This window comes from Lysinibacillus sp. NPDC093197, from assembly GCF_044754025.1.
In the GTDB taxonomy this organism is placed as follows: domain Bacteria; phylum Bacillota; class Bacilli; order Bacillales_A; family Planococcaceae; genus Lysinibacillus.
In genome coordinates this window covers 24,333-48,377 of record NZ_JBIVOH010000010.1, presented here as the reverse complement: position 1 = coordinate 48,377, position 24,045 = coordinate 24,333, and the positions used below count along the sequence as shown (strand labels likewise).

Annotated in this window: 23 protein-coding genes; 15 read left to right on the top strand and 8 right to left on the bottom strand. The window is 38.3% G+C overall.

The genetic code is table 11. The annotated features are described in order from the left end of the window. Nucleotides 1-150 precede the first annotated feature (150 nt). Nucleotides 151-954, top strand: a complete 804-nt coding sequence (motA, locus tag ACIP9G_RS20430) for a flagellar motor stator protein MotA (RefSeq protein WP_340822322.1) — start codon at nt 151-153, stop codon at nt 952-954. After that, nucleotides 938-1,714, top strand: coding sequence for a flagellar motor protein MotB (gene motB, locus ACIP9G_RS20425; protein ID WP_340822323.1), 777 nt, complete (start codon nt 938-940; stop codon nt 1,712-1,714). The genes motA and motB overlap by 17 nt, the downstream gene beginning before the upstream one ends. Before the next feature lie 66 nt (nt 1,715-1,780). On the opposite strand, the gene ACIP9G_RS20420 is transcribed toward motB, so the two are convergent. After that, nucleotides 1,781-2,002, bottom strand: coding sequence for a DUF1128 domain-containing protein (locus ACIP9G_RS20420; protein WP_340822324.1), 222 nt, complete (start codon nt 2,000-2,002; stop codon nt 1,781-1,783). A gap of 182 nt (nt 2,003-2,184) precedes the next feature. Between ACIP9G_RS20420 and ACIP9G_RS20415 the strand changes: the two genes are divergently transcribed. Beyond that, nucleotides 2,185-2,511: a YtxH domain-containing protein gene (locus ACIP9G_RS20415; protein WP_340822327.1), complete on the top strand. Its 327-nt coding sequence runs from the start codon at nt 2,185-2,187 to the stop codon at nt 2,509-2,511. A 24-nt stretch (nt 2,512-2,535) separates the two neighbouring features. After that, entirely contained in the window at nt 2,536-3,459 is a 924-nt protein-coding gene (locus tag ACIP9G_RS20410; protein ID WP_401021816.1) for a YihY/virulence factor BrkB family protein, read from the top strand. 484 nt (nt 3,460-3,943) lie between these two features. On the opposite strand, the gene ACIP9G_RS20405 is transcribed toward ACIP9G_RS20410, so the two are convergent. After that, on the bottom strand, nt 3,944-5,848 hold the full coding sequence (locus ACIP9G_RS20405) for a heavy metal translocating P-type ATPase (RefSeq protein ID WP_401021814.1): 1,905 nt from the start codon (nt 5,846-5,848) through the stop codon (nt 3,944-3,946). Between the two features lie 345 nt (nt 5,849-6,193). Further along, nucleotides 6,194-7,732, bottom strand: a complete 1,539-nt coding sequence (locus ACIP9G_RS20400) for a fumarate hydratase (RefSeq protein WP_401021812.1) — start codon at nt 7,730-7,732, stop codon at nt 6,194-6,196. 226 nt (nt 7,733-7,958) lie between these two features. Between ACIP9G_RS20400 and ACIP9G_RS20395 the strand changes: the two genes are divergently transcribed. After that, a complete protein-coding gene (locus tag ACIP9G_RS20395; RefSeq protein WP_401021810.1) occupies nt 7,959-8,759 on the top strand; it encodes a YwqG family protein in 801 nt (266 codons plus the stop codon). Nucleotides 8,760-8,804: 45 nt separating this feature from the next. On the opposite strand, the gene ACIP9G_RS20390 is transcribed toward ACIP9G_RS20395, so the two are convergent. Continuing rightward, nucleotides 8,805-8,990 carry an SE1561 family protein gene (locus ACIP9G_RS20390; RefSeq protein WP_173479575.1) on the bottom strand — a complete coding sequence of 62 codons (186 nt, stop codon included), beginning with the start codon at nt 8,988-8,990 and terminating at the stop codon, nt 8,805-8,807. A gap of 368 nt (nt 8,991-9,358) precedes the next feature. On the opposite strand from ACIP9G_RS20390, the gene ACIP9G_RS20385 reads away from it, so the two are divergent. Then, nucleotides 9,359-10,537, top strand: coding sequence for an MFS transporter (locus tag ACIP9G_RS20385; RefSeq protein ID WP_401021958.1), 1,179 nt, complete (start codon nt 9,359-9,361; stop codon nt 10,535-10,537). 759 nt (nt 10,538-11,296) lie between these two features. Here the strand turns inward: ACIP9G_RS20385 and rlmD are convergent. The 3 genes from rlmD to ACIP9G_RS20370 all read right to left on the bottom strand — a co-directional run bounded on the left by rlmD (nt 11,297) and on the right by ACIP9G_RS20370 (nt 14,548). After that, entirely contained in the window at nt 11,297-12,673 is a 1,377-nt protein-coding gene (gene rlmD / locus ACIP9G_RS20380) for a 23S rRNA (uracil(1939)-C(5))-methyltransferase RlmD (protein ID WP_401021808.1), read from the bottom strand. Nucleotides 12,674-12,745: 72 nt separating this feature from the next. Then, nucleotides 12,746-13,564: a polysaccharide deacetylase family protein gene (locus ACIP9G_RS20375; protein ID WP_340822339.1), complete on the bottom strand. Its 819-nt coding sequence runs from the start codon at nt 13,562-13,564 to the stop codon at nt 12,746-12,748. A gap of 84 nt (nt 13,565-13,648) precedes the next feature. Further along, a complete protein-coding gene (locus ACIP9G_RS20370) occupies nt 13,649-14,548 on the bottom strand; it encodes a TIGR01777 family oxidoreductase (RefSeq protein ID WP_401021805.1) in 900 nt (299 codons plus the stop codon). A gap of 100 nt (nt 14,549-14,648) precedes the next feature. Between ACIP9G_RS20370 and recX the strand changes: the two genes are divergently transcribed. The 3 genes from recX to ACIP9G_RS20355 are packed head-to-tail and all read left to right on the top strand — an operon-like array spanning nt 14,649 to nt 16,048. Beyond that, a complete protein-coding gene (recX, locus tag ACIP9G_RS20365) occupies nt 14,649-15,452 on the top strand; it encodes a recombination regulator RecX (protein WP_401021803.1) in 804 nt (267 codons plus the stop codon). Next, on the top strand, nt 15,449-15,778 hold the full coding sequence (locus ACIP9G_RS20360) for a YfhH family protein (protein WP_340822342.1): 330 nt from the start codon (nt 15,449-15,451) through the stop codon (nt 15,776-15,778). Before recX ends, ACIP9G_RS20360 begins: the two co-directional genes overlap by 4 nt. Next, nucleotides 15,779-16,048 (top strand): YfhJ family protein, encoded by a 270-nt coding sequence (locus ACIP9G_RS20355; protein WP_340822345.1) that lies wholly within the window; start codon nt 15,779-15,781, stop codon nt 16,046-16,048. Nucleotides 16,049-16,142: 94 nt separating this feature from the next. On the opposite strand, the gene ACIP9G_RS20350 is transcribed toward ACIP9G_RS20355, so the two are convergent. Continuing rightward, nucleotides 16,143-17,129 (bottom strand): metal-dependent hydrolase, encoded by a 987-nt coding sequence (locus tag ACIP9G_RS20350; protein ID WP_401021801.1) that lies wholly within the window; start codon nt 17,127-17,129, stop codon nt 16,143-16,145. Between the two features lie 325 nt (nt 17,130-17,454). On the opposite strand from ACIP9G_RS20350, the gene mutY reads away from it, so the two are divergent. The 6 genes from mutY (at nt 17,455) to ACIP9G_RS20320 (ending at nt 24,029) form a co-directional block, all read left to right on the top strand. Further along, a complete protein-coding gene (gene mutY / locus ACIP9G_RS20345) occupies nt 17,455-18,486 on the top strand; it encodes an A/G-specific adenine glycosylase (RefSeq protein ID WP_401021799.1) in 1,032 nt (343 codons plus the stop codon). 95 nt (nt 18,487-18,581) lie between these two features. Continuing rightward, a complete protein-coding gene (locus ACIP9G_RS20340; protein WP_340822351.1) occupies nt 18,582-18,758 on the top strand; it encodes a gamma-type small acid-soluble spore protein in 177 nt (58 codons plus the stop codon). Between the two features lie 301 nt (nt 18,759-19,059). Further along, nucleotides 19,060-19,611 carry a nucleoside tri-diphosphate phosphatase gene (ntdP, locus tag ACIP9G_RS20335; RefSeq protein WP_340822352.1) on the top strand — a complete coding sequence of 184 codons (552 nt, stop codon included), beginning with the start codon at nt 19,060-19,062 and terminating at the stop codon, nt 19,609-19,611. 226 nt (nt 19,612-19,837) lie between these two features. Continuing rightward, nucleotides 19,838-21,583 carry an ABC transporter ATP-binding protein gene (locus tag ACIP9G_RS20330; protein WP_401021797.1) on the top strand — a complete coding sequence of 582 codons (1,746 nt, stop codon included), beginning with the start codon at nt 19,838-19,840 and terminating at the stop codon, nt 21,581-21,583. Nucleotides 21,584-22,060: 477 nt separating this feature from the next. Next, nucleotides 22,061-23,074 carry an ABC transporter ATP-binding protein gene (locus tag ACIP9G_RS20325; protein WP_340822354.1) on the top strand — a complete coding sequence of 338 codons (1,014 nt, stop codon included), beginning with the start codon at nt 22,061-22,063 and terminating at the stop codon, nt 23,072-23,074. Beyond that, the gene (locus tag ACIP9G_RS20320) at nt 23,049-24,029 is read left to right on the top strand and encodes an ABC transporter ATP-binding protein (RefSeq protein ID WP_340822355.1); all 981 of its coding nucleotides are present in this window, start codon (nt 23,049-23,051) and stop codon (nt 24,027-24,029) included. The genes ACIP9G_RS20325 and ACIP9G_RS20320 overlap by 26 nt, the downstream gene beginning before the upstream one ends. The last annotated feature ends 16 nt before the right edge of the window (nt 24,030-24,045 follow it).

Sequence of the window (24,045 nt, the reverse complement as noted above, 5' to 3'; positions counted from 1 at the left end):
TCAATATAATCAAATATGGTCGAAATGTGAATAAAAAGCATTTATTTCATCGAAAAATTAGTGAAATACATTTATACTATATAATATCTTTATTTAAAATATGGAAAATTGGACGAAAATAAGTAAGATAGAAGATTTGGAGGTTCGAGAATGGATTTATCGTCAGTAGTAGGGGTAATTTTAGCGTTTATCGCCCTGTTAACAGGGATGGTGTTAAAAGGTGTAAATTTAAGTGCCTTTTATAACCCAGCGGCTATTTTAATTATCATCTTCGGTACAATATCTGCTGTAACAATTGCCTTCCCAATGAAGGAATTAAAGCGGGTACCAAAGCTGTTTAAAATTCTTTTTAAAGAAACAAAACTAGCGGATGATATTGAAATCATTAAGATGTTTTCACAATGGGCCGATTTAGCTCGACGTGAAGGTTTGTTAGCGTTAGAAAGTAAGGCTTCAGAAATTGAAGATCCATTTTTGAAAAACGGTCTTACATTAGCAATTGATGGTCAAAACGCAGATTATATTCGTGACGTATTAACGGAAGAAGTAGAGGCGATGGAAGACCGACATACAAGTGGCGCAGCCATTTTTACACAAGCAGGTACATATGCCCCGACATTAGGGGTACTCGGTGCGGTAGTAGGCTTAATCGCAGCGTTAGCAGATATGAACGATATTGATAAGTTAGGACATGCCATTTCAGCTGCTTTCATGGCAACATTATTAGGTATCTTTACAGGTTACGTATTATGGCATCCATTTGCTAACAAGTTAAAACGTAAATCAGCAGTTGAAGTGAAGCAAAAACGTATGATGATTGAAGGAATCCTTTCTGTATTAGAAGGAGAAGCTCCACGTGTAATTGAACAAAAATTATCTTCTTATTTAACGATGGAAGAGCGTCGTCAAATTTCGGGTGAAAGCGGGGCGGGCGGCCTTGGCAAAGAAAGCTAAGAAAAAGAAGCATGAAGAGCATGTTGATGAGTCTTGGTTAGTACCGTATGCAGATATTTTAACGTTATTACTAGCGTTATTTATCGTACTTTTTGCATCCAGTTCAGTTGACCAAGAAAAGTTAGATCGTATGTCAGCAGTATTTAATCAGGTTTTTGATGGTGGTACGAGCTTTTTAGAACAGCCATCGCCAATGCCAACGCCTGATGCAAATAATGACCAAACACCGCAACAGCCACAGCAAAACTCAGCGTATTTAAAGGATCAACAGGAGTTAGCTGAAATTAAAGATAGTGTAGATAATTTTATCGCAGTAAATGAGATGGAAGGTCAGTTCGCAACTGAAATGACTGATGAGGGATTGCTAGTAACAATTCGAGATAGCATCTTGTTTGACCCAGGGAGAGCAACTATTAAGCCTGAGTATAATGCAATAGCTAAGGAACTTGCAGGCGTATTAGTATCCGATCCTGCTCGTAGTATTGTCATTACTGGTCATACAGATAACGTGCCTCAAACAGGTCCTGAATTTGCTTCAAACTGGGAATTATCGGTTATGCGTGCAGTGAACTTCTTGAAAATTTTAGTGGATAGTAACTCAAATCTTGATCCGGTTTATTTTAGTGCAAAAGGATATGGTGAGTATAAAGCCATTGCACCAAATAATACGGCTGAAGGTCGCGCAAAAAATCGTCGTGTGGAAGTGTTAATTCAACCACTTGTTGCCGAAGACGGTTCTGTAGCGAAAAACACTCAGTAATAAAAGAAATGCTATTAGCAATAGACTCGTCGTCCTTGCTAATAGCTTTTTTAGTGCGCTGAACATTTATTTACGTAAAGATCCTAATTCGGCAACGATAGCCTGCATTTCACTCGGGCTAAATGTATCACGTTTCATAACCATTTCGTACAGATAGACTAAATCTTCATAATTTGCTTCATCAAAATTCTCAGATTTCATAGCATCTACATTTACCATGCGGAGCTTATCTTTCATTTGGTCGACCATATAAATAACGTTTTCTTTTGACGGTACTGATAAATCCATTCAATTAAACCTACCTTTCATAATCCTAGCCAATATCATTTCATTGAATAAAAAAAATGTCAATACTGTAATTGGGCGTTGCTTTAAAAATGCACTGTTATTGGGTAGAATAAGGGCAGTAAGCTGTTTAGTTATTTTTAAAAATGGGAATACACATTAAACAAGCAGGGGGTAAATAAAATATGGGACAAAGTAAATTATTAGCATCTATCGTCGTAGGCGCAGCTGTAGGGGCTGCAATAAGCATGTTTGATCGTACTACACGAGAAAAAACAGTCGCTACAACAAAAAGAATGAAAGAAGCGGTATCTTATTACGCATCAAACCGAAGTGAACTGCAAGACCTAATTGAAGAGAAGGTGTTAGCAGCAAAAGTACTTTGCGATAGTGTGTCAGAAAATGTAAACACGCTAGCCGAGAAAGTTGATGAGTTTAAAGAATTGCCTTCTACAATTCAAGGGATGATTAGCGATACTAAATCAGCCTTCTCTTCGCCAGATAAAGAATAAGCTGTAGTAAAAGGAGGGGATTAAATGGAAAAGAGAAAAGCATCCATACATTCAACGATTGGTGAGGTTAAGTCGTTTTTCTCACCAAATGAAGATGCGGTAGATGTGATGACATCGAAAGGCTTTATCCAAGATTTAATGCTTCGCATACAACGCGTTGAAATATCAGCTCTTGGGGCACAACTTGCTTATTTCTTTTTACTTTCTTTCTTCCCCCTATTAATTTTCCTTGTTACCCTATTGCCATATTTAAACTTAGAGACAACGCAAGTGTACTCGTTTTTAGTCAATCTAATGCCAGATGAAGTATATAGGCTTATTGAAAGTACATTAAATGAAGTATTAACAAATCGCAATAGTAGTTTATTATCCATCGGGGTACTAGGGACAATATGGTCTGCTTCAAAAGGAATAAATGCGTTAATAAGAGCTCTAAATAAAGCGTACGATACGGAAGGTAGAGTAGGTTTTGTAGACAGAGGGCTCTCACTTGTATTTACTATAGCTTTAGTTATTGTAATTGCAGTAGCTCTTCTATTACCTGTCTTTGGACAGCAAATTGGGCATTTTTTGTTTTCAATTGTTAGCATTGAAGATGAGTTTGAGTCTCTTTGGCGTAATATTCGTTGGTCAATGCCGCCATTACTTATCTTTTTACTGTTGATGGCAATTTATTGGTTAGTACCGAATACAAGCCCACGATTGAAAATAATGGGTGTATGGCCAGGGGCAATATTTTCTACGCTTGCATGGCTCGTTGTGACATATGGTTTTTCTTTTTATATAAGTAACTTTGGAAATTATTCTGCTACATACGGTAGTATTGGTGGCGTTATTATTTTAATGCTATGGCTGTATTTTACAGGGATGATAATAATTTTTGGTGGTGTGTTAAATGCCACAATGCAAAAAAGAGCCTTGCAAAAAGCTGAAGGTGCTATTAAATAACTTTAGAAAAAGGGTGGTCTCAATTAGAGACCACCCTTCATTCTTTTTCCAGTTAAATGCCGTTGATTTTTGCGGGCATAATATCGACTTTTAAAACGAAAAAATCCACTACGCTTTCCGCGGGCACAGTGTAAGCCGCAACCCTCGCTGTCACGTGGTTTGTTGCGTCTTACAACTGGAGCTGTTCCCGCAGGAGTCTACGTGGATTTTTTCTTAGTAAATTATAAAATGCATGGTAAATTGTCTGAGTACCTGGCACTTCTCTTAGATTCCTGGCATAATACTGGCTCTTAAAACGAAAAAATCCACTACGCTTTCCGCGGGCACAGTGTAAGCCGCAACCCTCGCAGTCGCGCGGTTTGTTGCGTCTTACAACTGGTGCTGTTCCCGCAGGAGTCTACGTGGATTTTTGCTTTGTTAAAAATTCAGAATTGTTTGAGTGCCTGGCACTTCTCATAAATACCAGTTTGAGACCACCCTTTTTTTATACATTTTTATTAAGCATTCGTAAGCCGTTTAATATTACAAGAATTGTACTACCTTCATGCCCGATGACACCTAGTGGTAAATCTACAGCTTGTAAAAAGTTAGAGGCAATTAGCAAAACAATGATACCGATAGAGAAGAAGATGTTTTGTTTGACGATTCGTTGCATTTTGCGAGATAGACGTACTGCATAAGCAATTTTAGATAAGTCATTTTTCATTAACACAACGTCTGCTGTTTCCAAAGCGACATCAGTACCTTCGCCCATTGCAATCCCAGTAGTAGCTGTCGCTAATGCAGGTGCGTCATTAATGCCATCGCCAACCATCCCTACAAAGTTATGTTGATTAAGTAGGCGTTTCATTTCCGTAACTTTTGTTTCAGGAAGACACTCTGCCACGTATTCAGTAACGCCAGCTTCTTTCGCAATAACTTTTGCTGTTTTATCATTATCACCAGTAAGCATGACGACATCTATACCTAATTCTTTTAATAATGTGACGGCTTTCTTTGCCTCATCACGAACTGTATCTTTTAACGCAGCAAGTGCAACAATGCCTTCATTGTCTCGCATGAAAATCACTGTTTTACCTTCTGAGGTAAGCTTCGCTAATGCGTTATTCGCAAAAGCATTGGCTTCATCCTCTCCTACAAAATCGGGTTTACCGATAAGGTACTCTGTTTCATTAACGTAGCCCTTCATGCCCCAACCAGGGATATCTTCTATTGTTGCTTGAGCAAACTGTGAAATATGTTGTGCTTTTGCGTAGCTTGTAATTGCTTGGGCTAATGGGTGATTTGACTGTGCTTCAATGCCTGCAAGAAGCGCTAATGCTTCTTGTTGATCTAAGCCTTCGCGTACGATAAACTCTGTAACGACTGGTTTCCCTTGTGTAAGAGTACCTGTTTTATCGACAGCTAATGCACGTAATACACTTAGATGCTCTAAATGCAAGCCACCTTTAAATAACACCCCGTTTTTAGCGCCATTTGAAATTGTTGCTAATGTTGCAGGCATTATGGATGCAACGAGTGCACAAGGGGAGGCAACAACTAGGAGCACCATTGCTCGATAAAATGTAGTCGTCCAATCCCAACCGAGTAAAAAGTGGGGAAGGAACATCATAAGCGCTACAGATAATAATACAAACTTTACATATGTGCCTTCGAATTTTTCGATGAATTGTTGAGAAGGCGATTTTTCGCTTTGAGCACTTTGTACAAGCATAATAATTTTTTGGAATAGTGTTTCGGAATTTGGTTTCGTCATTTCCATCGTAATTGCACCATTTAAATTAACCGTTCCTGCAAATACTTCGTCACCTTCAAATTTAGCAATAGGTAGCGGCTCACCACTAATCGCTGATTCATCAATAGACGACTGTCCTTTAAAGATAATACCGTCTGCTGGAACACGTTCACCTGGTTTAATAAGTAAATGATCGCCAATTTTTAATGTGGAGACAGCCACCTTCATCGGTTCAAATCCACCACGTACTAGCCAAGCCTCTTCAGGTTGTAAATTCATAAGAGCAGAAATTTCGCGATGACTTTTGTTCATAGCATATGTTTCAAGAGCACCACTGACAGCGAAGATAAAAATAAGAATTGCGCCTTCTGTCCAATAGCCAATGGCAGCTGAGCCGACTGCAGCTAATATCATAAGTAATTCTACATTCAATTTTTTTTCTTCTAGTGTTTCTTCAATACCTTCTTTTGCTTTGGCAAATCCTCCGACACAAAAAGCAACAACATATAAGAGAATAGAAGCTGTTGTTTGATCATTTGTATCTAAACGCCATGCAAGTAAAATAAATAATCCAGCCATAACAGCAGCAATCAGTTCAGCATGTACCTTAACATTCTCAATTAGACTTACATTTTCTCGATTAGTATATTCCATCAATATCCCCCCTGATAATGAAAATCAATATCAAAACCCTTATATAATAAGGAATTATAAACATTCTTGTAGTTGATAATCACTTTCATTTACATCTTTTCTAATTTAGAATTATTATAACAAAGGTTTTTGGAAAATGAAAGCAATAACTTTTAGAGGAAATGGTCTAGGAAAGTAATCAATTAAATATAATAATGTGTTCAAGAAACTGATTGTTGATTTTTCTATTCTGAACATTGCATTGAGAACAGAAAAAGACACAGTATATTCACTAGGAATATTCTGTGCCTTTACATTTTGTGTGCGTAACAAATAAATCTCTTTAGTTAAAAATGTTCTTCTAGATTAGAAAACTCTTTCTGCATGTTGAGCAAGTTTTTCTAGAGAAGATTTGTCCACATCAGCGTGAAGCGATTTACCGTGAGAGTCCATTGTTACTACAGCTGTGAACCCTTCAACATTTAAGTGCCACATAGCTTCAGGAATACCGAATTCCATTAAGTCTACACCATCTACACCTTTAATGCAGTCTGCGTAGTATTGAGCAGCACCACCAATTGCATTCAAGTAAACACCGCCGTGTTCGCCTAAAGCAGCAAGCGTTTTAGGACCCATACCACCTTTACCAATTACTGCGCGGATACCGAATTTTTTCATAATGTCGCCTTGATATGGCTCCTCACGAATAGAAGTAGTTGGACCAGCAGCTTTCACAGTCCAGTTGCCTTCTTCGTCTTTTGCCATTACAGGACCACAGTGATAAATAACTTGTCCGTTAAGATCGACTGGTGCATCGTGACTCATTAAATGATGGTGAATTGCATCACGGCCAGTGTACATACGGCCAGTAATAGATACAACGTCACCAACTTTAAGTGAACGAATTTGTTCTTCTGTAATTGGAGCAGTAAGTTCTACTACATTTGTTAAAGTTTCATCTGTTGTTGCAGCGACTTCATCTTCTTTAAATGTAATTTTTTCACCTTCTTGATAGTGCCAGTTGATGATTTCGCCTGTTTCAGGATTAATATCAACTGCCATACGACGGTATGCCCAGCAGTTATATGCTACAGATACGTAGAATGAAGCAGGAATACGGTGCATTACACCAATTTTACAGCCAAGTAAAGTTGCTTCACCACCGAAGCCCATTGTACCGATACCGAAAGTGTTTGCAGTTTTCACAACATAGTCTTCTAATTTAGCAAGGTCAGGATTTGAATTTGTATCTTCAACATGACGGAATAATTGCTCTTTTGCTAAATCATATCCAGAAGAGCGATCGCCACCGATACCTACACCGATAAAGCCTGCAGAACAGCCTTGTCCTTGTGCTTGATAAACAGAGTGTAAGATACATTTACGGATACCATCTAAATCACGACCAGCACGGCCAAGACCTTCTAACTCACATGGTAGGCTGTACTGGATGTTTTTGTTTTCACAGCCGCCACCTTTAAGAATTAATTTAATCGTAATATAATCTTTTTCCCATTGCTCGAATTTCATAACTGGCAGACCATCACCAAGGTTATTTCCACTGTTTGCACCAGTTAAAGAATCAACGGCATTTGGACGTAATTTTGCATCAGCTGTTGTATCGTTAATTGCTTTTTTAATCGCTTCTTTAATTTCTAATTGGTTTACACCTACAGGAGTGTAAATTTTAAATGTTGGTAGACCAGTATCTTGACAGATTGGTGATACGTTGTCTTCTGCCATAATAATATTATTTGAGATTGTTTCTAAACTCATTGCTGCGCGAGTACCCGCATTTTCAGCTTCTTTAGCTTTTTTAATGGCACGACGTACATCTTTTGGTAAGTTTGTTGACGTTTCAGTAATTAAATTGTAAAGACTTTTCTCCAAAGTTTGAAGATTCATTTTGATATTGCCCCCCAATGAAAAATTGATTATTTCCACGATACATTATACTCTTTTCCACTAATGAAAAAAAGAGTCCATCTAATTGTGGTAGGAATTAGCGATTATTTTTATAGATTTTGTAATGTTTAATCATTAACCATTAAATGTTCAAAGAAAATAGTATTTGATTATTAGGAACGTTTGTTCTAAAATAGAATTAACTTTACTTTAAGGAGGATATTTCATGTCTGAAACAATATCGTTGAAGTTACCAAAGGAAGTTGAGCAATTTCGAAATATAATAGAAGGAACTATGAAGCCTGTTGTTGTAATTGAAACGCATGAAAAGGAAACGACATTATTTGAAAGTAAGTTTGCAGGTAATCCGTATTTTCCACTTTCTATGGAATATCCAAAAAACGAGGAACAACAACCATTAAAGCTTTTAGCCCAAATTAATTTTGCAGATGTACCTAAGCACTTACCTCATTTCCCTAACGAGGGGATACTGCAATTTTATATTGATGGCTATGATGATGTACTTGGAATGGATTTCGATAATGGGAAAAATCAAAATGGTTTTCGAGTTATTTTCCACGATACAATCGTCAAGGATGAATCACAGCTTATTCAAGATTTCTCATTTGTAGAAAATAAAGAAGAAGAATTGTACTTTCCAGTAGATAAGGAAATGGCCTTGTCCTTTAAAGCAAAATTTGAACCTTTATCTATGGATGACTTTAGAAGCAATGAAATATACGCAAGCATCGAAACAGCCGCTGAAGAAGACGAAGAGCTGACAGATGTATTATATGATGTATTAACGGGTGATGGTCATAAAATTGGAGGGTATCCTTTCTTTACACAGGAGGATCCTAGAGCATACGGCAATTATACGGATTCAACAACAATGTTACTTCAAATAGATAGTGAAGGAGATCATATTATGTGGGGGGATTGTGGTGTTTGCAATTTCTTCATTACAGAGGATGAACTTAAAAATAAAGATTTTAGCAAAGTTGTTTACAATTGGGATTGTCATTAAATAAGCAAGCGAGCAATTTATATGCTCGCTTGCTTTTTATCGTTACTATTGTTCACGAGCGTTGAATTGCTCCATTTTATCTTCTAAATCATCCATCATTTGAATTAAACGATCAATATCTTGTAATTCAGTTTTTTCTGGGTCGATGGCATCTAAAACTTCTAAAAACATTTCAAGACGTTCTTTTAAGTAAGTCACTTGTTGTTCTTTATCCGTGATTGGCTTTGACATGCATACACCTCATTTCGTCCCTTACATAGTAGCTGATTTGGGACTAAATTTCAATGCCTAGGTCAACGCCTAGGACTTAGCGATTATTTTTAAAAATAAATAGACAGAATATTTACAATATTGATGTTGTGTGTTAAAGTTATTTTAAGAAATAGTAAAGGAGCTGATTGTACAAAACGGTGAACTCTAACTCGAAAAGGAGGGAGTTTAAACAAGTAATCGGTCAAATAAAAAAGCCGAAATTCGTGTTTATACAAGTTGAATGAAGATAAGTGTTAGTTAGGCCTTAGCGTAAAATCACATGTGGTGAGCGCTAAGGCTTTTTGGTATGCTGTAATGTGGAAGAAGACTTGATGTTGGAGGAAAAAATGAATTACTTCTCAGATTACAGCAAAAAAAGATTTACTATTTTAGTGTTAATTGTATCTATATCGGGATTTTCACAAGGAATGCTACTGCCGCTTATTTCCATAATTTTTGAGCGTGATGGTGTATCTTCCGCTTTAAATGGTTTAAATGCGACGGGACTATACATAGGAACTTTATTAATCTCACCGTTTATCGAACAGCCTTTACGAAAATGGGGCTATAAGCCAATTATTTTAATTGGCGGGGCATTTGTCTTTGTATCACTTATCATATTCCCTTTATGGAAAAGTGTCACATTTTGGTTTGTGCTACGTTTGCTAATAGGTGTTGGAGATCATGCGCTACATTATGCTACGCAAACATGGATTACGAGCACAGCTGATCATAAAAGCTTAGGTAAAGGTATGGCTATTTATGGTTTGTCCTTTAGCATGGGCTTTGCGGTAGGGCCATTAATGGTACAGCTTATACAAATTGCAGAGGCATTGCCGTTTATTGTGTCATCGATTATGTGCTTATTTGCTTGGTCATTTGTATTCTTTTTACGCAATGAAAAGCCAGAGCGTTTAACGGGTGATATGAATGCAAGAGGATGGAATCGCTATAAGGTGGCAATTGTATTTGGATGGATAGCATTTTTAGGTCCGTTTGTTTACGGTTTTTTAGAATCTTCATTAAATGCCTTATTTCCAGTTTACGCTTTACGTATAGGTTTTGAGGTAGACATGATTCCGATTATTTTATCCGTCTTTACATTTGGGGGCATTTTAACGCAAGTGCCACTTGGTGCACTTGGCGATAAAATTGGGCGACGGAATATACTGATGTTTGGATCATTTGGAGGCGCAATTTTATTTAGTATTGCTAGTTTTTTAGAGCACTCACAAATGGCTGTAGCGATCGCGTTTTTCTTCGCAGGTACATTGGTCGGTTCGATGTTTTCTCTCGGTATTACGTTTATGGCTGATTTAACGCCTAAAGAGCTATTACCAACCGGAAACCTTCTTTGTGGTATTGCATTAAGTATCGGTAGTTTAACAGGACCATTTTTAGGTGGCGTTTATTTAGAATTTGTAAAAAATTATAGCTTCCTGTTACTTGTAGCACTTCTATTACTAGCTGTAGCGATAGTTCTACTTGTATTTGGGAATAAAAATAAGCGATCAGTGACTGTTTAATGTCACGGTCGCTTTTTAAATGCAAAATAAAAGAGCGGGGCTCATCTCCCGCTCATAAAACAAAAAACGCCCAGCAAATCCGTGCTGTAATGGCGTTTTTCGGTGTGACACGGATGTTCCGTCCATGCCACGTAGGTTTGGCACCTAGAAATACATTATACAGACAAGCTTCTATAAAAGCAATTAGATATTAGTTCCATGCTTGCGGGAGTGGGCGGGGATTCCGCGGAAGGAGGTGAGGATTCCGCGAAAGCGGGTGGGGATTCCGCGGAAGAAGGTGAGGATTCCGCGGAAGAGGGTGAGAATTCCGCGAAAGGAGGTGGGGATTCCGCGGAAGAGGGTGGGGATTCCGCGAAAGGAGGTGGGGATTCCGCGAAAGCAGGAGTTAATCCCGCGAAAGGAGGGAAGAATCCCGCAGAAGCGGGAGGGAATTCCACGAAAGTGGGCGGGAATTCCGGGAAGAAGGTGTGGATTCCTCGAAAGGAGGTGGGAATTCCGCGAAAGTGGGCGGGGATTCCGCGAAAGGAGGGAAGAATCCAGCAGAAGAGGGTGAGAATTCCGCGAAAGAAGGTGAGAATTCCGCGAAAGGAGGTGTGGATTCCGCGAAAGCGGGTGAGAATTCCGCGGAAGAGGGTAGGGATTCCGCGAAAGGAGGGAAGAATTCCGCGAAAGCAGGAGTTAATCCCGCGGAAGCAACGGTTTTGTTACCTTATTAAAATAGAAAAGCATCTCAAAATTAATTGAGATGCTCCAATTTATTTATTTTTTTAACACAAGCTTAGCAACACATTCGACTTGTGCAGTTTGTGCGAACATATCTACTGGTTGGATATATTCTACATCATAAAGCTTTGATAATTCCTGTAAATCTTTAGCCAATGTTGATGGGTTACAAGACGTATAGACAAAACGTTTCGGTTTTAGCTTAAGGACAGTGCGGATAAATTCTGGTGCAAGGCCTGTGCGTGGCGGATCTACTGTAATAACATCAGGCGTGAAGCCTTCTTTACGCCATTTTGCTAAAACACTTTCAGCTGTGCCGACTGCATATTTTGTATGTTTAAAGCCATGGTTACGCGCGTTTGTTCGTGCATCTTGAATGCTTTCTGGAATTACGTCCATACCACGAACTTCTTTCGCTTTATCTGCTAGCCATAAACCGATAGTACCAACTCCGCAATAGGCATCAACAACGGTTTCTTTGCCCGTTAATGCCGCTGCTTTTTTGATTTCATTGTATAAATGTACAGTTTGTGTTGGATTCAATTGGAAGAATGCGCGAGCAGATAAATCAAATGCTAATTCTCCTAGTTCTTCATGTATTGTTTCCTTGCCATCAAGAACAATTGTTTCATCACCAAAAATAAGTGAGGTTTTTTCACGATTAATGTTTTGTGCAATCGATACGATACTTGGATCGATTTTTTTAATGCGCGTTAAAAGCTCAGTAAGGTGAGGGATTTCTTTACGAGTCGTAACAAGCACCACTTGCGTTTCACCAGTGCGAATCCCTGTACGTACAACAATCGTACGCACTAAACCATCGAGCGTACGACCATCGTAAATCGTAATATTTAGCTTTTGTAAGATTTTACGTGTCGCTACAGTAATTTTCGATGTAATTGGATGCTGTACAAGGCAATCATTAATATTCAGTAGCTTGTTGCTGCCTTCTGTAAAAAGCCCAGCATAGACACGTTTGCCTTCTTTGCGTACTTGGAACTGGCTTTTATTTCGATAATTCCAAGGGTTGTCCATACCAAGTGTATTGCGAACTTCTACGGTTTCAACTAATTGCTTAGCATAGCGTTCTAACGCTTGAATAACGATACCCCGTTTTTCTATAAGCTGTTTTTCGTATGTCATATGTTGAAGCTGGCACCCACCGCATTCATTGTAAACTGGGCAGGGTGCTTCCTGACGAAATTGTGACGCTTTTCGTATGGCAAGTATATCTGCCTCAGCGAAATTGTGTTGTGTTTTCGTAACTTGGGCAGTAATTTCTTCTCCAGGAATAGCGCCTTTTACGAAGACGACGTTGCGTTTATAAAAGCCAACGCCCTCGCCATTAATGCCAAGTCTTTTTATAGTTAATGGGAATTTTTGTCCCACTTCCATCGTAGTTTGTTGCGTCAAGCGATCCACGTCCTTTAACTTTGTTCAGCACGTAGGTATTGATAACATGCTGATGTCATCTCCCCATTATAACTAAGGAGTGGACGATTGCATAGTGACAGGGAAATCTTCATACTCCAATACTAAATCGTCAAGCGATAAAAAAGTATAGCCTTGTTTCTTTGCTTCAGCGATGAATAAAGGTAGAGCCTCCGCATTATCTTGAGCTACTGTATGCATTAAAATGACAGCGCCAGGGTGAAGTTGCTCCATTAAAGCATTATAAGCATAATCTGCTCCACGTCGTTCATCCTTTAGCCAATCTTTAAAAGCGATAGACCAGAAAATATGACGGTAACCTTCTGCATTGCCGACTTCTAACAACTTAGCATTGAAAATTCCTTCTGGTGGTCGAGCATAAGTTGTACGGTCTATGCCTGTTAATTCACGCAGTTTCGCATCAAACTTACGCCATTCTGCACGCATACCATCTCTTGTTAACTTTGCCATATTCGGATGACCGTAGGAATGGTTACCGATTGTATGACCGTCTTGCACCATACGCTTAACAAGGTCACCAGCACTATCTAAATAATGACCAGTTAAAAAGAAGGTTGCTGGTGCTTTTTCTTTTTCTAACGTATCCAATATACTTTCTGTATAGCCATTTTCGTATCCGTTATCAAAGGTTAAATAGACCACTTTTTTATCGGGTTTTCCTTTATAAATTGCTCCATATTGGTCGAGTAGTTTATCAAGTTGTGCTCCTGCCTGTGCTGGTTCGCCATTCTTTGCTCGTTTAATGCCCCAATGATATTCATCTGAGCCAGATGCAAAGTATGGATTAATGCTTATTGCTGCGGCAATAATAAAAGTAGCGATTACTGCACCTACTATATGTTGTTTCCACATAAAAAACGCATCCTTTCCTTTTCTTTTAGGATGCGTTCTTTTCAAAAATTTATCCGGCTTGTCGTTTCACTTTGCACACGGATTTTATAATAAATTTTCAAGTGCTTCTTTTAAATAAGGATATTTAAATTCAAAATTTTGCGTTTCTAAAACAGTCGGTATTACATGTTGTCCTTCTAAAACGAGCATACTTTGTTCTCCGAGAGCTAAACGCATGGCAAAACTCGGGACTGGCATCCAATGACGACGTCCCATTACTTGTGCAATTGTTTGACCAAATTCTTTCATGCGTGTTGGATGTGGAGCAGTCACATTAAATGGTCCGTTAATAGATGAATTGGTAATGGCAAAATAAATAGCCCGCGCTACATCTTCTACATGAATCCATGATAACCATTGCTCGCCTGTACCAATCGTGCCACCGATATGTAGTTTATAGGGCAATAGCATGGAAGGAAGTGCACCGTTGTCACGACCTAAAATAACACCAAAACGAGCAAGTGCTACACGAACACCGAGTTTTTCTGCTCGCTTTGCATGGCGTTCCCAATCATGAACTGTCCATCCTAAGAAATCTTTTGCGTAGTCGCTAGCGTTTTCACTATAGGTGGCCACTGTGGAAGGTGGGTAAATTCCAACTGCACTGGCATTGACAAGTACGTTCGGTTTTTCCTTAAATTGTTCTATAATACGTACAATTTCTAGTGTAGCTTCCATGCGACTTGTATAAATAGCTTTCTTTTGCTTCTTTGTCCAACGTCCATCATTCAATGACACTCCTGCTAAATTGACGACTGCATCGATATTCTCGTCCAATTCCTTTTCTGGTCGAGCACCATCTTTTAGCCATTGTACATAATGAATGCCATTTTCATATTTCGAATTGCTACGGGATAAAACGAATAACTCATGTCCTTGTTCTTGCAACAGTTTTGTTAACGCCTTCCCAACAAAACCAGTACCACCAGCAATGACAATTTTCATAAGAACCCCTCCTTTTACCAATTGATGTAACTCAACTATACACAAAGATAGAAAAAAAGAAAAAGATGTTATAATGATTAGGCAAAGAGGTGATTTCGCTATGCGTGTTATTACAAAAATTGCGCGTCAAAAAAACAATCCAGAACGCTATAATATATATTTAAATGAGGAATACGCTTTTCCTGTAGACGAGGCGATTTTAATACAATTTGGTCTTACAAAAGGAAAGGTGCTTGAAGAATTTGATATTCAGGAAATTGCCTATGAAGATGAAATTCGCAAAGCATTTAATAAAGGGCTAAACTTTTTATCCTATCAAATGCGTAGTGAGCATGAGGTGAAGAAAAAGTTAAGCTCATTAGAGTTTGGGGAAGCGGTAATATTAGAAGCGATTCAAAAGTTAAAATCATATGGCTTTTTAAATGATGAATCTTATTCGAAAGCATTGCTCGATACAAAAAAAGCTACGATGAAAAAAGGGCCTCGAGCAATTCGACAAGATCTCATTAAAAAAGGAATCGATAAAAGTTTACAAGATGAAGTGCTTGAAACATTTAGCCATGAAGAACAAGTGAAGCTTGCAACACAGCTTGCAGAAAAAGTAATTCGTTCTGAGAAGAAGAAAACACCAACGCAAATAAAAACTAAGATACAAGATTTTTTAATGCGAAAAGGGTATTCTTTTACTATTGTCGATGAAGTACTTGGACAAGTTGAAATTGAGCAAGCAGAAGATGAATGGCAGTCCTTACTCGATGTGCAAGGCGAAAAAGTTTGGAAAAAGTATGCGTCGAAGTATACTGGTTATGAATTAAAAATGAAAACGAAGCAGGCGCTTTATCAAAAGGGATTTCCTGTAGAAGTTATAGATCGTTTTATTGAAGAGAAGGAGAATGGGGAATGAATGAAAAAAACTATGCTGCAATGACAGAGCATGAACTACGTGAAGAAGTAGGAAAGCTAAAAGAGAAGGCTCGTAAGGCAGAACAGCTAGGCATACTTAATGAATTTGCAGTGTATGAGCGTAAAGCTTTAATGGCAGCTGCATATTTAGTTGATTTAGATACGATTGTACCTGGGGAAATGTACAGAATCGATGGCTCAGACAACAACTATTTCCAAGTTGATTATTTAAAAGGACGTTTTGCATGGGGTCATCGCCTAGGCGGCGATAAATATCAGGAAGCCTTGCCCGTTTCTATTTTATCACCTATAAAGGTGGGGAAATAAATGCAAGAAAAAATCGACAAACTAACAGCAGAGTTACTTGAGAAAAATCCCCAAATGTCAGCAGGGCGTGCGCGTGTTTGGATTGAACTGTTATGGAGCGATTTTGAATCAACATCTGCAAAAGCGGGCTATGATTATCGTGGGGCTGATTACACTGAAAACTTAGTACGCCAATTAATTGTAAGCTATGGCGATAAGCTCCATCAATTTGCAGGACGTAATCCAAAATACGCTCATTTACTAGATGCTAGTGATGATATGGTACAATAACATATAGATTGCATTGCAATGCAAAAATCAATTTTAAGCTATAAGCATAACAAAGCCGGTGTTCCCTTCAAATAGGATACTCCGGCTTTATTCGTTAATTGCTTGCGCCAATTTGTAATTTTTTTTGAAGCTTATCCTCGGTAAAAATCCAACCAGTGTAAGAGGTAATAATGTCGTTGTCGTCATTTAAATGAGCAACTGCAACGAAAGGATAGCGATTGTCACTACGATAACGTAAATCGATTAACCTCACTTCTGTTAAGCCATTTTCAAGCTCGGAAATTTCCCAACGGTACAATGGTGAGAAAGACACAAAGGCAGCGAGATTAGGGTCTTTCATAGCAGCTTCAACAGCAGGTGTTTTTGGTAGTGATTTGATTTCGAATTTATCGTAAATATTAACAGTTCGCCCATAAGCGCGGCCAACATAGTAATGTGTTTTTGATTTTGCGGCGATGCGCCAGTGAAAAAATCGCATCGTAGGTGCTACAATAACATAATCTTCATCTTGAATTGTGCTATGCACAGCTTTTTTAACTGCTTTTTGAACAGCAAAGCGAAAAATATAATAGACGACAATAACGCCATACATGACGCTAAATGTCCAGACTGGATTTGCCCCAAATGCCCATAGTAATATTCCAAGGCAATGAAGGGAAAAAATAATGGGATCGAATGTATTGATCACACCAAGTGCTACCCATTTTCTAGAGAATGGGCGAATAGCTTGTGTTCCGTATGCATTAAAAATATCAACGAAAACATGAATAGCTACTGCAAGAAATGTCCAAAGCCATAAATGTAATACATTTGCGTCCTGAATAATTAGTGATAACACGATTGTAATTAAAATTGGCCATAAGGCTACTGCTGGTATTGAATGTGTTATACCGCGATGATGCCGAATATAAATCGCATTATTGCGAAGTTTTAATACTGTATCAACATCAGGTGCTTGTGAGCCAATAATGGTACCAGCCATAACGGCAGTAAAAGTCATTGAATGATTGGCAACTACAGGGTCAACTAAAGCAAGACCACCGAGTGCTATTCCCATAACGAAATGTGTACCTGAATCCAAAATTATCCACTCCTTGTATGCGTGAAAAAGTCGTACAATGCATACATGTATATTTCATTTCAATAATGGTATTGCTTATAAAATTTGCTTTTCAATCGCTAAGTATTCACTCGCACAAGAGGTAAATAATGGAGTTTTTTGTTTCAGCAAATGTCCGCGACTTATATTAGTGCGTTAAAACCTTGGTTGTAGCAGGAAACGCAGCGGCGGATGTCACGTTTAACTGTAATAAATTTATACGTTTTTGCCATATTATGCGAATAGCTTTTCTTAATTGTATACCCTTTTAATCATAAATTAAATCGTAAAGACACGGGAGGTCACTGTGAATTATCCATATGTAGCAGAATTTCGACAATCTTTAGTCGAATGGTTTGAAGAAGAGAAACGAGATTTACCTTGGCGGCATACTAAAGACCCTTATAAAATTTGGGTATCTGAGGTAATGCTACAGCAAACACGAGTTGATACAGTTATTCCTTATTACAATCGCTTTATGGAAAGCTTTCCAACTTTAGAATTATTAGCTGAGGCACCACAGGAATATTTATTGAAACATTGGGAGGGCCTTGGCTATTACTCACGAGCGAGAAATCTGCAAGCGGGGGTTCGTGAGGTGCTAGAAAACTATGGCGGAATCGTACCTGATAATCGCTATGAAATTTCTAAGTTAAAAGGGGTTGGACCCTATACTGCAGGTGCTATTTTAAGTATTGCCTATAATAAGCCCGAACATGCAGTTGATGGTAATGTCATGCGGGTTTTAAGTCGTGTACTCAATATACATGATGATATTGCACTGCCGAAGACAAAGAAAATTTTCGAAGCAGCTGTTGAAGAATTAATTGATCCACAAAATGCATCATCTTTTAATCAAGGGTTAATGGAACTTGGAGCGCTTATTTGTTCCCCAACATCACCGAAATGTTTGTTATGTCCTGTCCGTGAATATTGCACCGCTTTTAATGAAGGAGAACCTGAAAAACTGCCTGTTAAATCAAAAAAAGTTAAGATGAAGCATATTTCATACGACGTTTTTGTTTGTGAGGATGAGGACGGTCGAATTTTAATGGAGCAACGTCCGGCAAGTGGCTTACTTGCGAATATGTGGCAGTTCCCGATGGTTGAGCAAGCAGAAGACTCATTATTAAAATTTGCTCAGCACTATGAAGTAGAGGCACAAGCACAACGAGAAATTTTAACATTTAAACATGTTTTCTCACATTTAACTTGGCATGTGAATGCTTATTATATGAAGTGTAAATCATGTGAAAAGGGTGATTGGCTAACACAGGAGCAAATAGAATTGTTACCAATGCCAGTGCCAATGTTAAAAATATGGCAAGCGATAAAATAGGGAGACACTATAACGAAGCAACGAAAATAAAAAAATTAATGAGCATAAAAGTAATCACCTCTGTACACAATAATTAGCGTGGAGGTGAATGACTGATGAAGAAAAATCAAAACACAAACCAACAAGCAAATAAAAACATGCAACGCCAAAGTGAAGAGTTTGGTTACGAAACGGACTTCAATGAAGTGCAAAAGCAAAATGCTAAAGCTGAGCAGAATAAAGCTCAAGCTTCAGGCAAATATGCTAAGAATAACCAAAACGCGAGCGAGTAAGCACTTTGTAACTGCATAATTGCATTTACCTTCTAAGGGGCTGTCTAAAAATCGAAAAGATGAAAAGGACAGCCCTTTTCTATTTTTCCTCCGATACGCATAAGTTTATAACATAAGTTAAAAAATTCCATTAAAGTTGCTGTTATGATGGAAATTGCTATTAATTTTCGAAAATTTGTACATAAATAACATGACACAGTGAAATTTGTAGTTTTCAACTACACCTTTCGCGTACAGATTGCTATAATATACTAGAGACTGCTAGATTTAGGTAGCATAGACGAAAAGGTGGGCTTCAAAAATGGCAATACCGGTAGAAGGAGAAACGATACAAATACATAGTTATAAGCACAATGGCCGCATCCACCGTGTTTGGCAAGAAACAATGGTTTTAAAAGGAACTAAAAACATTATAATCGGTGCGAATGAACGAACACTTGTGACAGAATCCGATGGTCGTACGTGGCTAACGAGAGAGCCTTCTATTTGTTATTTCCATGCGGAGCACTGGTTTAACATCATCTGCATGCTGCGTGAAGACGGTGTGTATTATTATTGTAATCTAAGCTCACCATTTGTTTTCGATAATAATGCCATTAAATACATTGACTACGATTTAGATATTAAGGTTTTTCCAGATATGTCGTATACCCTTTTAGATGAAGATGAATATGAACAGCATCGCCAGGAAATGTCTTACCCAGATGTCATCGATAAAATTTTAAAGCGTAATGTCGAAAAATTAATTAGCTGGATACAACAAAAAAGAGGACCCTTTGCACCTGATTTTATCGATGCTTGGACAAGTCGTTATAAGTTTCAGCTCGATATGCAAGCAGATGATTGTCAGTAACACCTATTAGTTCAACTAATGGGTTTTTTTTGCATTTAAGGGGTATTTTATAAATAGAACTATCGATGTAAATCGAAAATAGTTAGCATTAAAGGTCAACTAACTGTACTTCATGCTAAATATTGCTATAATACGTAAGGGCATTCGTAATAGAATGTCTGTTTCTTTTTTTAATGTATAGAAAGCCACATAGGGATGAGGTTTTCTAATAAGGAAGTGATGAAAAATGAGTAGTATAAAGCGTTATATGCGTTATGTAAAACCATACACATGGGAAATTATTTTAACGGTTTTAATTGGTATAGTGAAATTTGCAATCCCGTTATTCATTCCACTGCTCATAAAAATAGTACTTGATGATATTATTGGTGCGGAGGATTTGACGGATACAGAAAAAACAAAAGAATTGTTTTACTGGCTAGGCGGTACAATTATTGTGTTCTTTGTTATACGACCACCAATAGAATACTACCGTCAATATTTTGCACAGCATGTGAGTAATAAGGTCCTTTTTGATATCCGCAAAGAGATTTACTCGCATTTACAGCGCCTAAGCTTAAAGTATTACGCCAATACAAGAGCGGGTGAGGTTATTTCACGTGTAATTAATGATGTGGAGCAAACGAAGAACTTTGTTATGACAGGTTTGATGAATGTTTGGCTGGACTTAGCAACGATTGTTATTGCCGTTTGTATTATGCTAGCATTGGATGTCAAACTTACACTTGTTGCGCTCATTGCATTCCCGTTCTATGCAATTAGTGTTAGGTTCTTCTTTGGTAAACTTCGAACATTAACACGCAACCGTTCACAAGCACTTGCAGGTGTTCAAAGTTATCTTCATGAACGAGTAGCTGGCATGAGTATTATTAAAAGCTTTACGCTCGAAAAGCATGAGCAAAAATTATTCAATGAAGCGAATGGCGAGTTTTTAGAAAAAGCATTAGATCAAACAAAATGGAATGCTAAATCTTTTGCGGTCGTCAATACGATTACAGATGTAGCACCATTACTTGTTATTGCTTATGCAGGATATCAAGTGATTAATGGACCTTTATCGGTCGGCACAATGGTTGCTTTTATCGCGTATATTGAACGCCTTTACGGACCACTTCGCCGTTTAGTAAGTGCATCCACAACGTTAACACAGTCGATTGCCTCGATGGATCGTATGTTTGAACTAATAGACGAGCCTTATGAAGTAAAAAATAAAAAAAATGCACTACCATTATCGCCTGCAACAGGTGAGGTGCGATTTGAGAATGTCGCTTTTCAATATGAAGCAGATGGTTCGCAAATTTTAAAAAATATGAATTTTACCATAAATCCAGGGGAGACGGTCGCATTTGTAGGGATGAGCGGCGGTGGGAAATCTACCATTATCAGCTTAATTCCACGCTTTTATGATACGTCAGATGGAGCGGTATATGTAGATGGTCATGATGTGAAGGATGTCACAATCCATTCATTACGCTCTCAAATTGGAATCGTGCTACAGGATAATATTTTGTTCAGTGATTCAGTTAAAGAAAATATATTGATGGGTAAACCTGAAGCGTCTGAGGAAGAAGTAATTGCTGCTGCAAAAGCGGCTAATGCGCATGACTTTATTATGGGCTTGCCAAATGGCTATAACACGAAGGTTGGCGAGCGAGGTGTAAAATTATCGGGTGGACAAAAGCAACGTGTTGCCATTGCCCGCGTCTTTTTAAAAAACCCACCGATTTTAATTTTAGATGAAGCAACATCAGCACTAGATTTAGAAAGTGAAGCGCTTATTCAAGAATCGCTCGATGCCTTAGTGCATGACCGAACAACCATTATTATTGCGCACCGACTTTCTACTATTACACATGCCGATAATATTTTTGTTATTGATCATGGACAATTAATTGAAAAAGGGAATCATGAGCAACTAATGAAGGAGCAAGGCACATACTTTAATTTATTCCAAGTGCAACACTTAGATTGAGTATTGAAAGATGACGAATGTCATTAATTTTCGAGCGAATTGTTTGAGTGCCTGACACTGTCGCAGGCACAGAGTAAGCCGCAACTCTCGCAAACACGCGGTTTGTTGCGTCTTACGTTTTTTTCTTTGCAAGAAATTGTTTGAGTGCCTGGCACTTGTATATTGTGAGCCTTTCATTTCTAGTTGAATGAAAGGCTTTTTTGTATGCAGTGGCATATTTCAGCAAGCAACGGCTTCTTCTATTCTTCCAAGTTAAATGGAAGCTATTTTTGTAGAAAAACATCGTTAAAATACGAAATATTTATAAGTGAGGGGAAAAATGTAGAAAATATATGCTAATGGTAGAAAAATAATGATTGAAAGAGAGGAGAAATTTAGTTAGAATTATCTGAAAATAGAGAATTTATTGATAGTTAGTATATAATAAACTATAAATTTGTAATTTTTAAAAAAATTGGTAGGATGGGGCGGTTGAACATGCGAAAAAAGCTGTTAGAGATTAAAGGTTTACAAACAACCTTTTTCACAGATGATGGACAGATTCCTGCCGTTGACGATATTGATTTTTCGGTCCATGAAGGGGAAATTTTGGGGATTGTTGGGGAATCGGGCAGTGGCAAAAGCGTAACATCTTTGTCCATTATGGGATTGATACCATCGCCACCTGGAAAAATCACAGGCGGACAAGTACTGTTAGATGGCAAAAATTTAGCTAAATTAACTGATAAGCAAATGCAAAAAGTGCGTGGGAAAGATGTGGCGATGATCTTTCAAGAGCCGATGACTTCATTAAATCCTTTATTTACGATTGGGGATCAATTGAAAGAGGCTATTTTAATTCATAATCCTAAGTGGTCTAAAAAGAAGGCTTTTGCACGCGCAGTAGAAATTATGAAGCTAGTAGGGTTACCACGTGCGGAGGAACTATTAAAGGATTATCCTCATCAATTATCAGGTGGGATGCGCCAACGTGTAATGATTGCCATGGCACTTGTCTGTGACCCGAAGGTACTGATTGCCGATGAGCCTACAACAGCGCTAGATGTGACGATTCAAGCTCAAATATTGCAACTAATGAAAGATTTGAACAAGCGGATGAATACTGCTGTTTTATTAATTACGCATGATTTAGGTGTTGTAGCAGAAACTTGTGAACGCGTTATCGTTATGTACGCTGGACAAATTGTTGAAGAAGCATCTATTCAGGAAATTTTTAAAACGCCAAAGCACCCTTACACACAAGGACTTATTAAATCGGTACCAGATATGCGTTATAAAAAAGACAGTCTTTATTCGATACCTGGTAGTGTTCCAAAGCCGGGCACGATTAAAGACGGCTGTCGATTTGCAGCACGCTGTGAATTTGCGATGGAGCGTTGCCTACAGGAAACACCACCTTTATATGAAGCGACAGAGCAACATAAAGCAAGGTGCTTTTTAATGGAAGAACAGGAGGTGGTTCATTATGTCGAAAGTGTTGTTGAAGGTTGATGGTTTAAAAAAGTATTTTCCTATTCGGAAAGGATTCCTTAATACGCAGGTTGGGGATGTGAAAGCTGTGGACGATGTTTCCTTTGAAGTTTTTGAAGGGGAAACATTAGGCATAGTTGGTGAATCGGGGTGTGGGAAGTCAACGACAGGTCGCCTATTAATGCGCTTACTTGAACCGACAGCAGGTAACATTGAATTTGGAGGCAAAATGATTTCCACATTATCAAACAATGAAATGCGGAAAGCGCGAAGGGATATCCAAATGATTTTCCAAGATCCTTATGCTTCGTTAAATCCACGCCATACGATTGGCAAGATTTTAGAGGAACCGCTTATTGTTCATGGTATGGGCAATTCGAAAGAACGCAAAAAGAAAGTAATAGAGCTTCTCGAAATCGTTGGCTTAAATGAATATCACGCAAAACGTTATCCACATCAATTTAGTGGAGGGCAAAGACAACGTATTGGAATTGCTCGTGCGCTAATGACCAATCCTCGTCTAATTATTGCAGACGAGCCCGTTTCAGCGCTGGATGTATCAATTCAAGCCCAAGTTTTAAATCTAATGCAAACATTGCAAAAGGAATTAAAGCTTACTTATATATTTATTTCACATGACTTAGGGGTTGTGCGACATATTAGTAATCGTGTCGGGGTTATGTATTTAGGCAAGTTAGTAGAGTTGACAGATAGTGAGAATTTATATGCAGAGCCGCTCCACCCATATACGCAGGCATTATTATCTTCTGTTCCTGTGCCTGATCCAACTTTTGAACGTGAGCAGCTTATTATATCTGGAGATATTCCGAGTGCATCCAATCCGCCAAGCGGCTGTGCATTCCATACGAGATGTCCTTTTAAGAAAGAACAATGCTCAAGCGTTGTTCCGAAACTGCAAGAAGTGAAACAGGGTCATTATGTTGCTTGTCATCTTTATGATGCGCTTCAACATTAAATGATATAAAAAAGTT

Coding starts and splice junctions, on each gene's coding strand:
- motA (WP_340822322.1), top strand. CDS start 151: ATGGATTTATCGTCAGTAGTAGGGGTAATTTTAGCGTTTATCGCCCTG.
- ACIP9G_RS20420 (WP_340822324.1), bottom strand. CDS start 2,002: ATGGATTTATCAGTACCGTCAAAAGAAAACGTTATTTATATGGTCGAC.
- ACIP9G_RS20415 (WP_340822327.1), top strand. CDS start 2,185: ATGGGACAAAGTAAATTATTAGCATCTATCGTCGTAGGCGCAGCTGTA.
- ACIP9G_RS20410 (WP_401021816.1), top strand. CDS start 2,536: ATGGAAAAGAGAAAAGCATCCATACATTCAACGATTGGTGAGGTTAAG.
- ACIP9G_RS20405 (WP_401021814.1), bottom strand. CDS start 5,848: ATGGAATATACTAATCGAGAAAATGTAAGTCTAATTGAGAATGTTAAG.
- ACIP9G_RS20400 (WP_401021812.1), bottom strand. CDS start 7,732: ATGAATCTTCAAACTTTGGAGAAAAGTCTTTACAATTTAATTACTGAA.
- ACIP9G_RS20395 (WP_401021810.1), top strand. CDS start 7,959: ATGTCTGAAACAATATCGTTGAAGTTACCAAAGGAAGTTGAGCAATTT.
- ACIP9G_RS20390 (WP_173479575.1), bottom strand. CDS start 8,990: ATGTCAAAGCCAATCACGGATAAAGAACAACAAGTGACTTACTTAAAA.
- ACIP9G_RS20385 (WP_401021958.1), top strand. CDS start 9,359: ATGAATTACTTCTCAGATTACAGCAAAAAAAGATTTACTATTTTAGTG.
- ACIP9G_RS20375 (WP_340822339.1), bottom strand. CDS start 13,564: ATGTGGAAACAACATATAGTAGGTGCAGTAATCGCTACTTTTATTATT.
- ACIP9G_RS20370 (WP_401021805.1), bottom strand. CDS start 14,548: ATGAAAATTGTCATTGCTGGTGGTACTGGTTTTGTTGGGAAGGCGTTA.
- recX (WP_401021803.1), top strand. CDS start 14,649: ATGCGTGTTATTACAAAAATTGCGCGTCAAAAAAACAATCCAGAACGC.
- ACIP9G_RS20360 (WP_340822342.1), top strand. CDS start 15,449: ATGAATGAAAAAAACTATGCTGCAATGACAGAGCATGAACTACGTGAA.
- ACIP9G_RS20355 (WP_340822345.1), top strand. CDS start 15,779: ATGCAAGAAAAAATCGACAAACTAACAGCAGAGTTACTTGAGAAAAAT.
- ACIP9G_RS20340 (WP_340822351.1), top strand. CDS start 18,582: ATGAAGAAAAATCAAAACACAAACCAACAAGCAAATAAAAACATGCAA.
- ntdP (WP_340822352.1), top strand. CDS start 19,060: ATGGCAATACCGGTAGAAGGAGAAACGATACAAATACATAGTTATAAG.
- ACIP9G_RS20330 (WP_401021797.1), top strand. CDS start 19,838: ATGAGTAGTATAAAGCGTTATATGCGTTATGTAAAACCATACACATGG.
- ACIP9G_RS20325 (WP_340822354.1), top strand. CDS start 22,061: ATGCGAAAAAAGCTGTTAGAGATTAAAGGTTTACAAACAACCTTTTTC.
- ACIP9G_RS20320 (WP_340822355.1), top strand. CDS start 23,049: ATGTCGAAAGTGTTGTTGAAGGTTGATGGTTTAAAAAAGTATTTTCCT.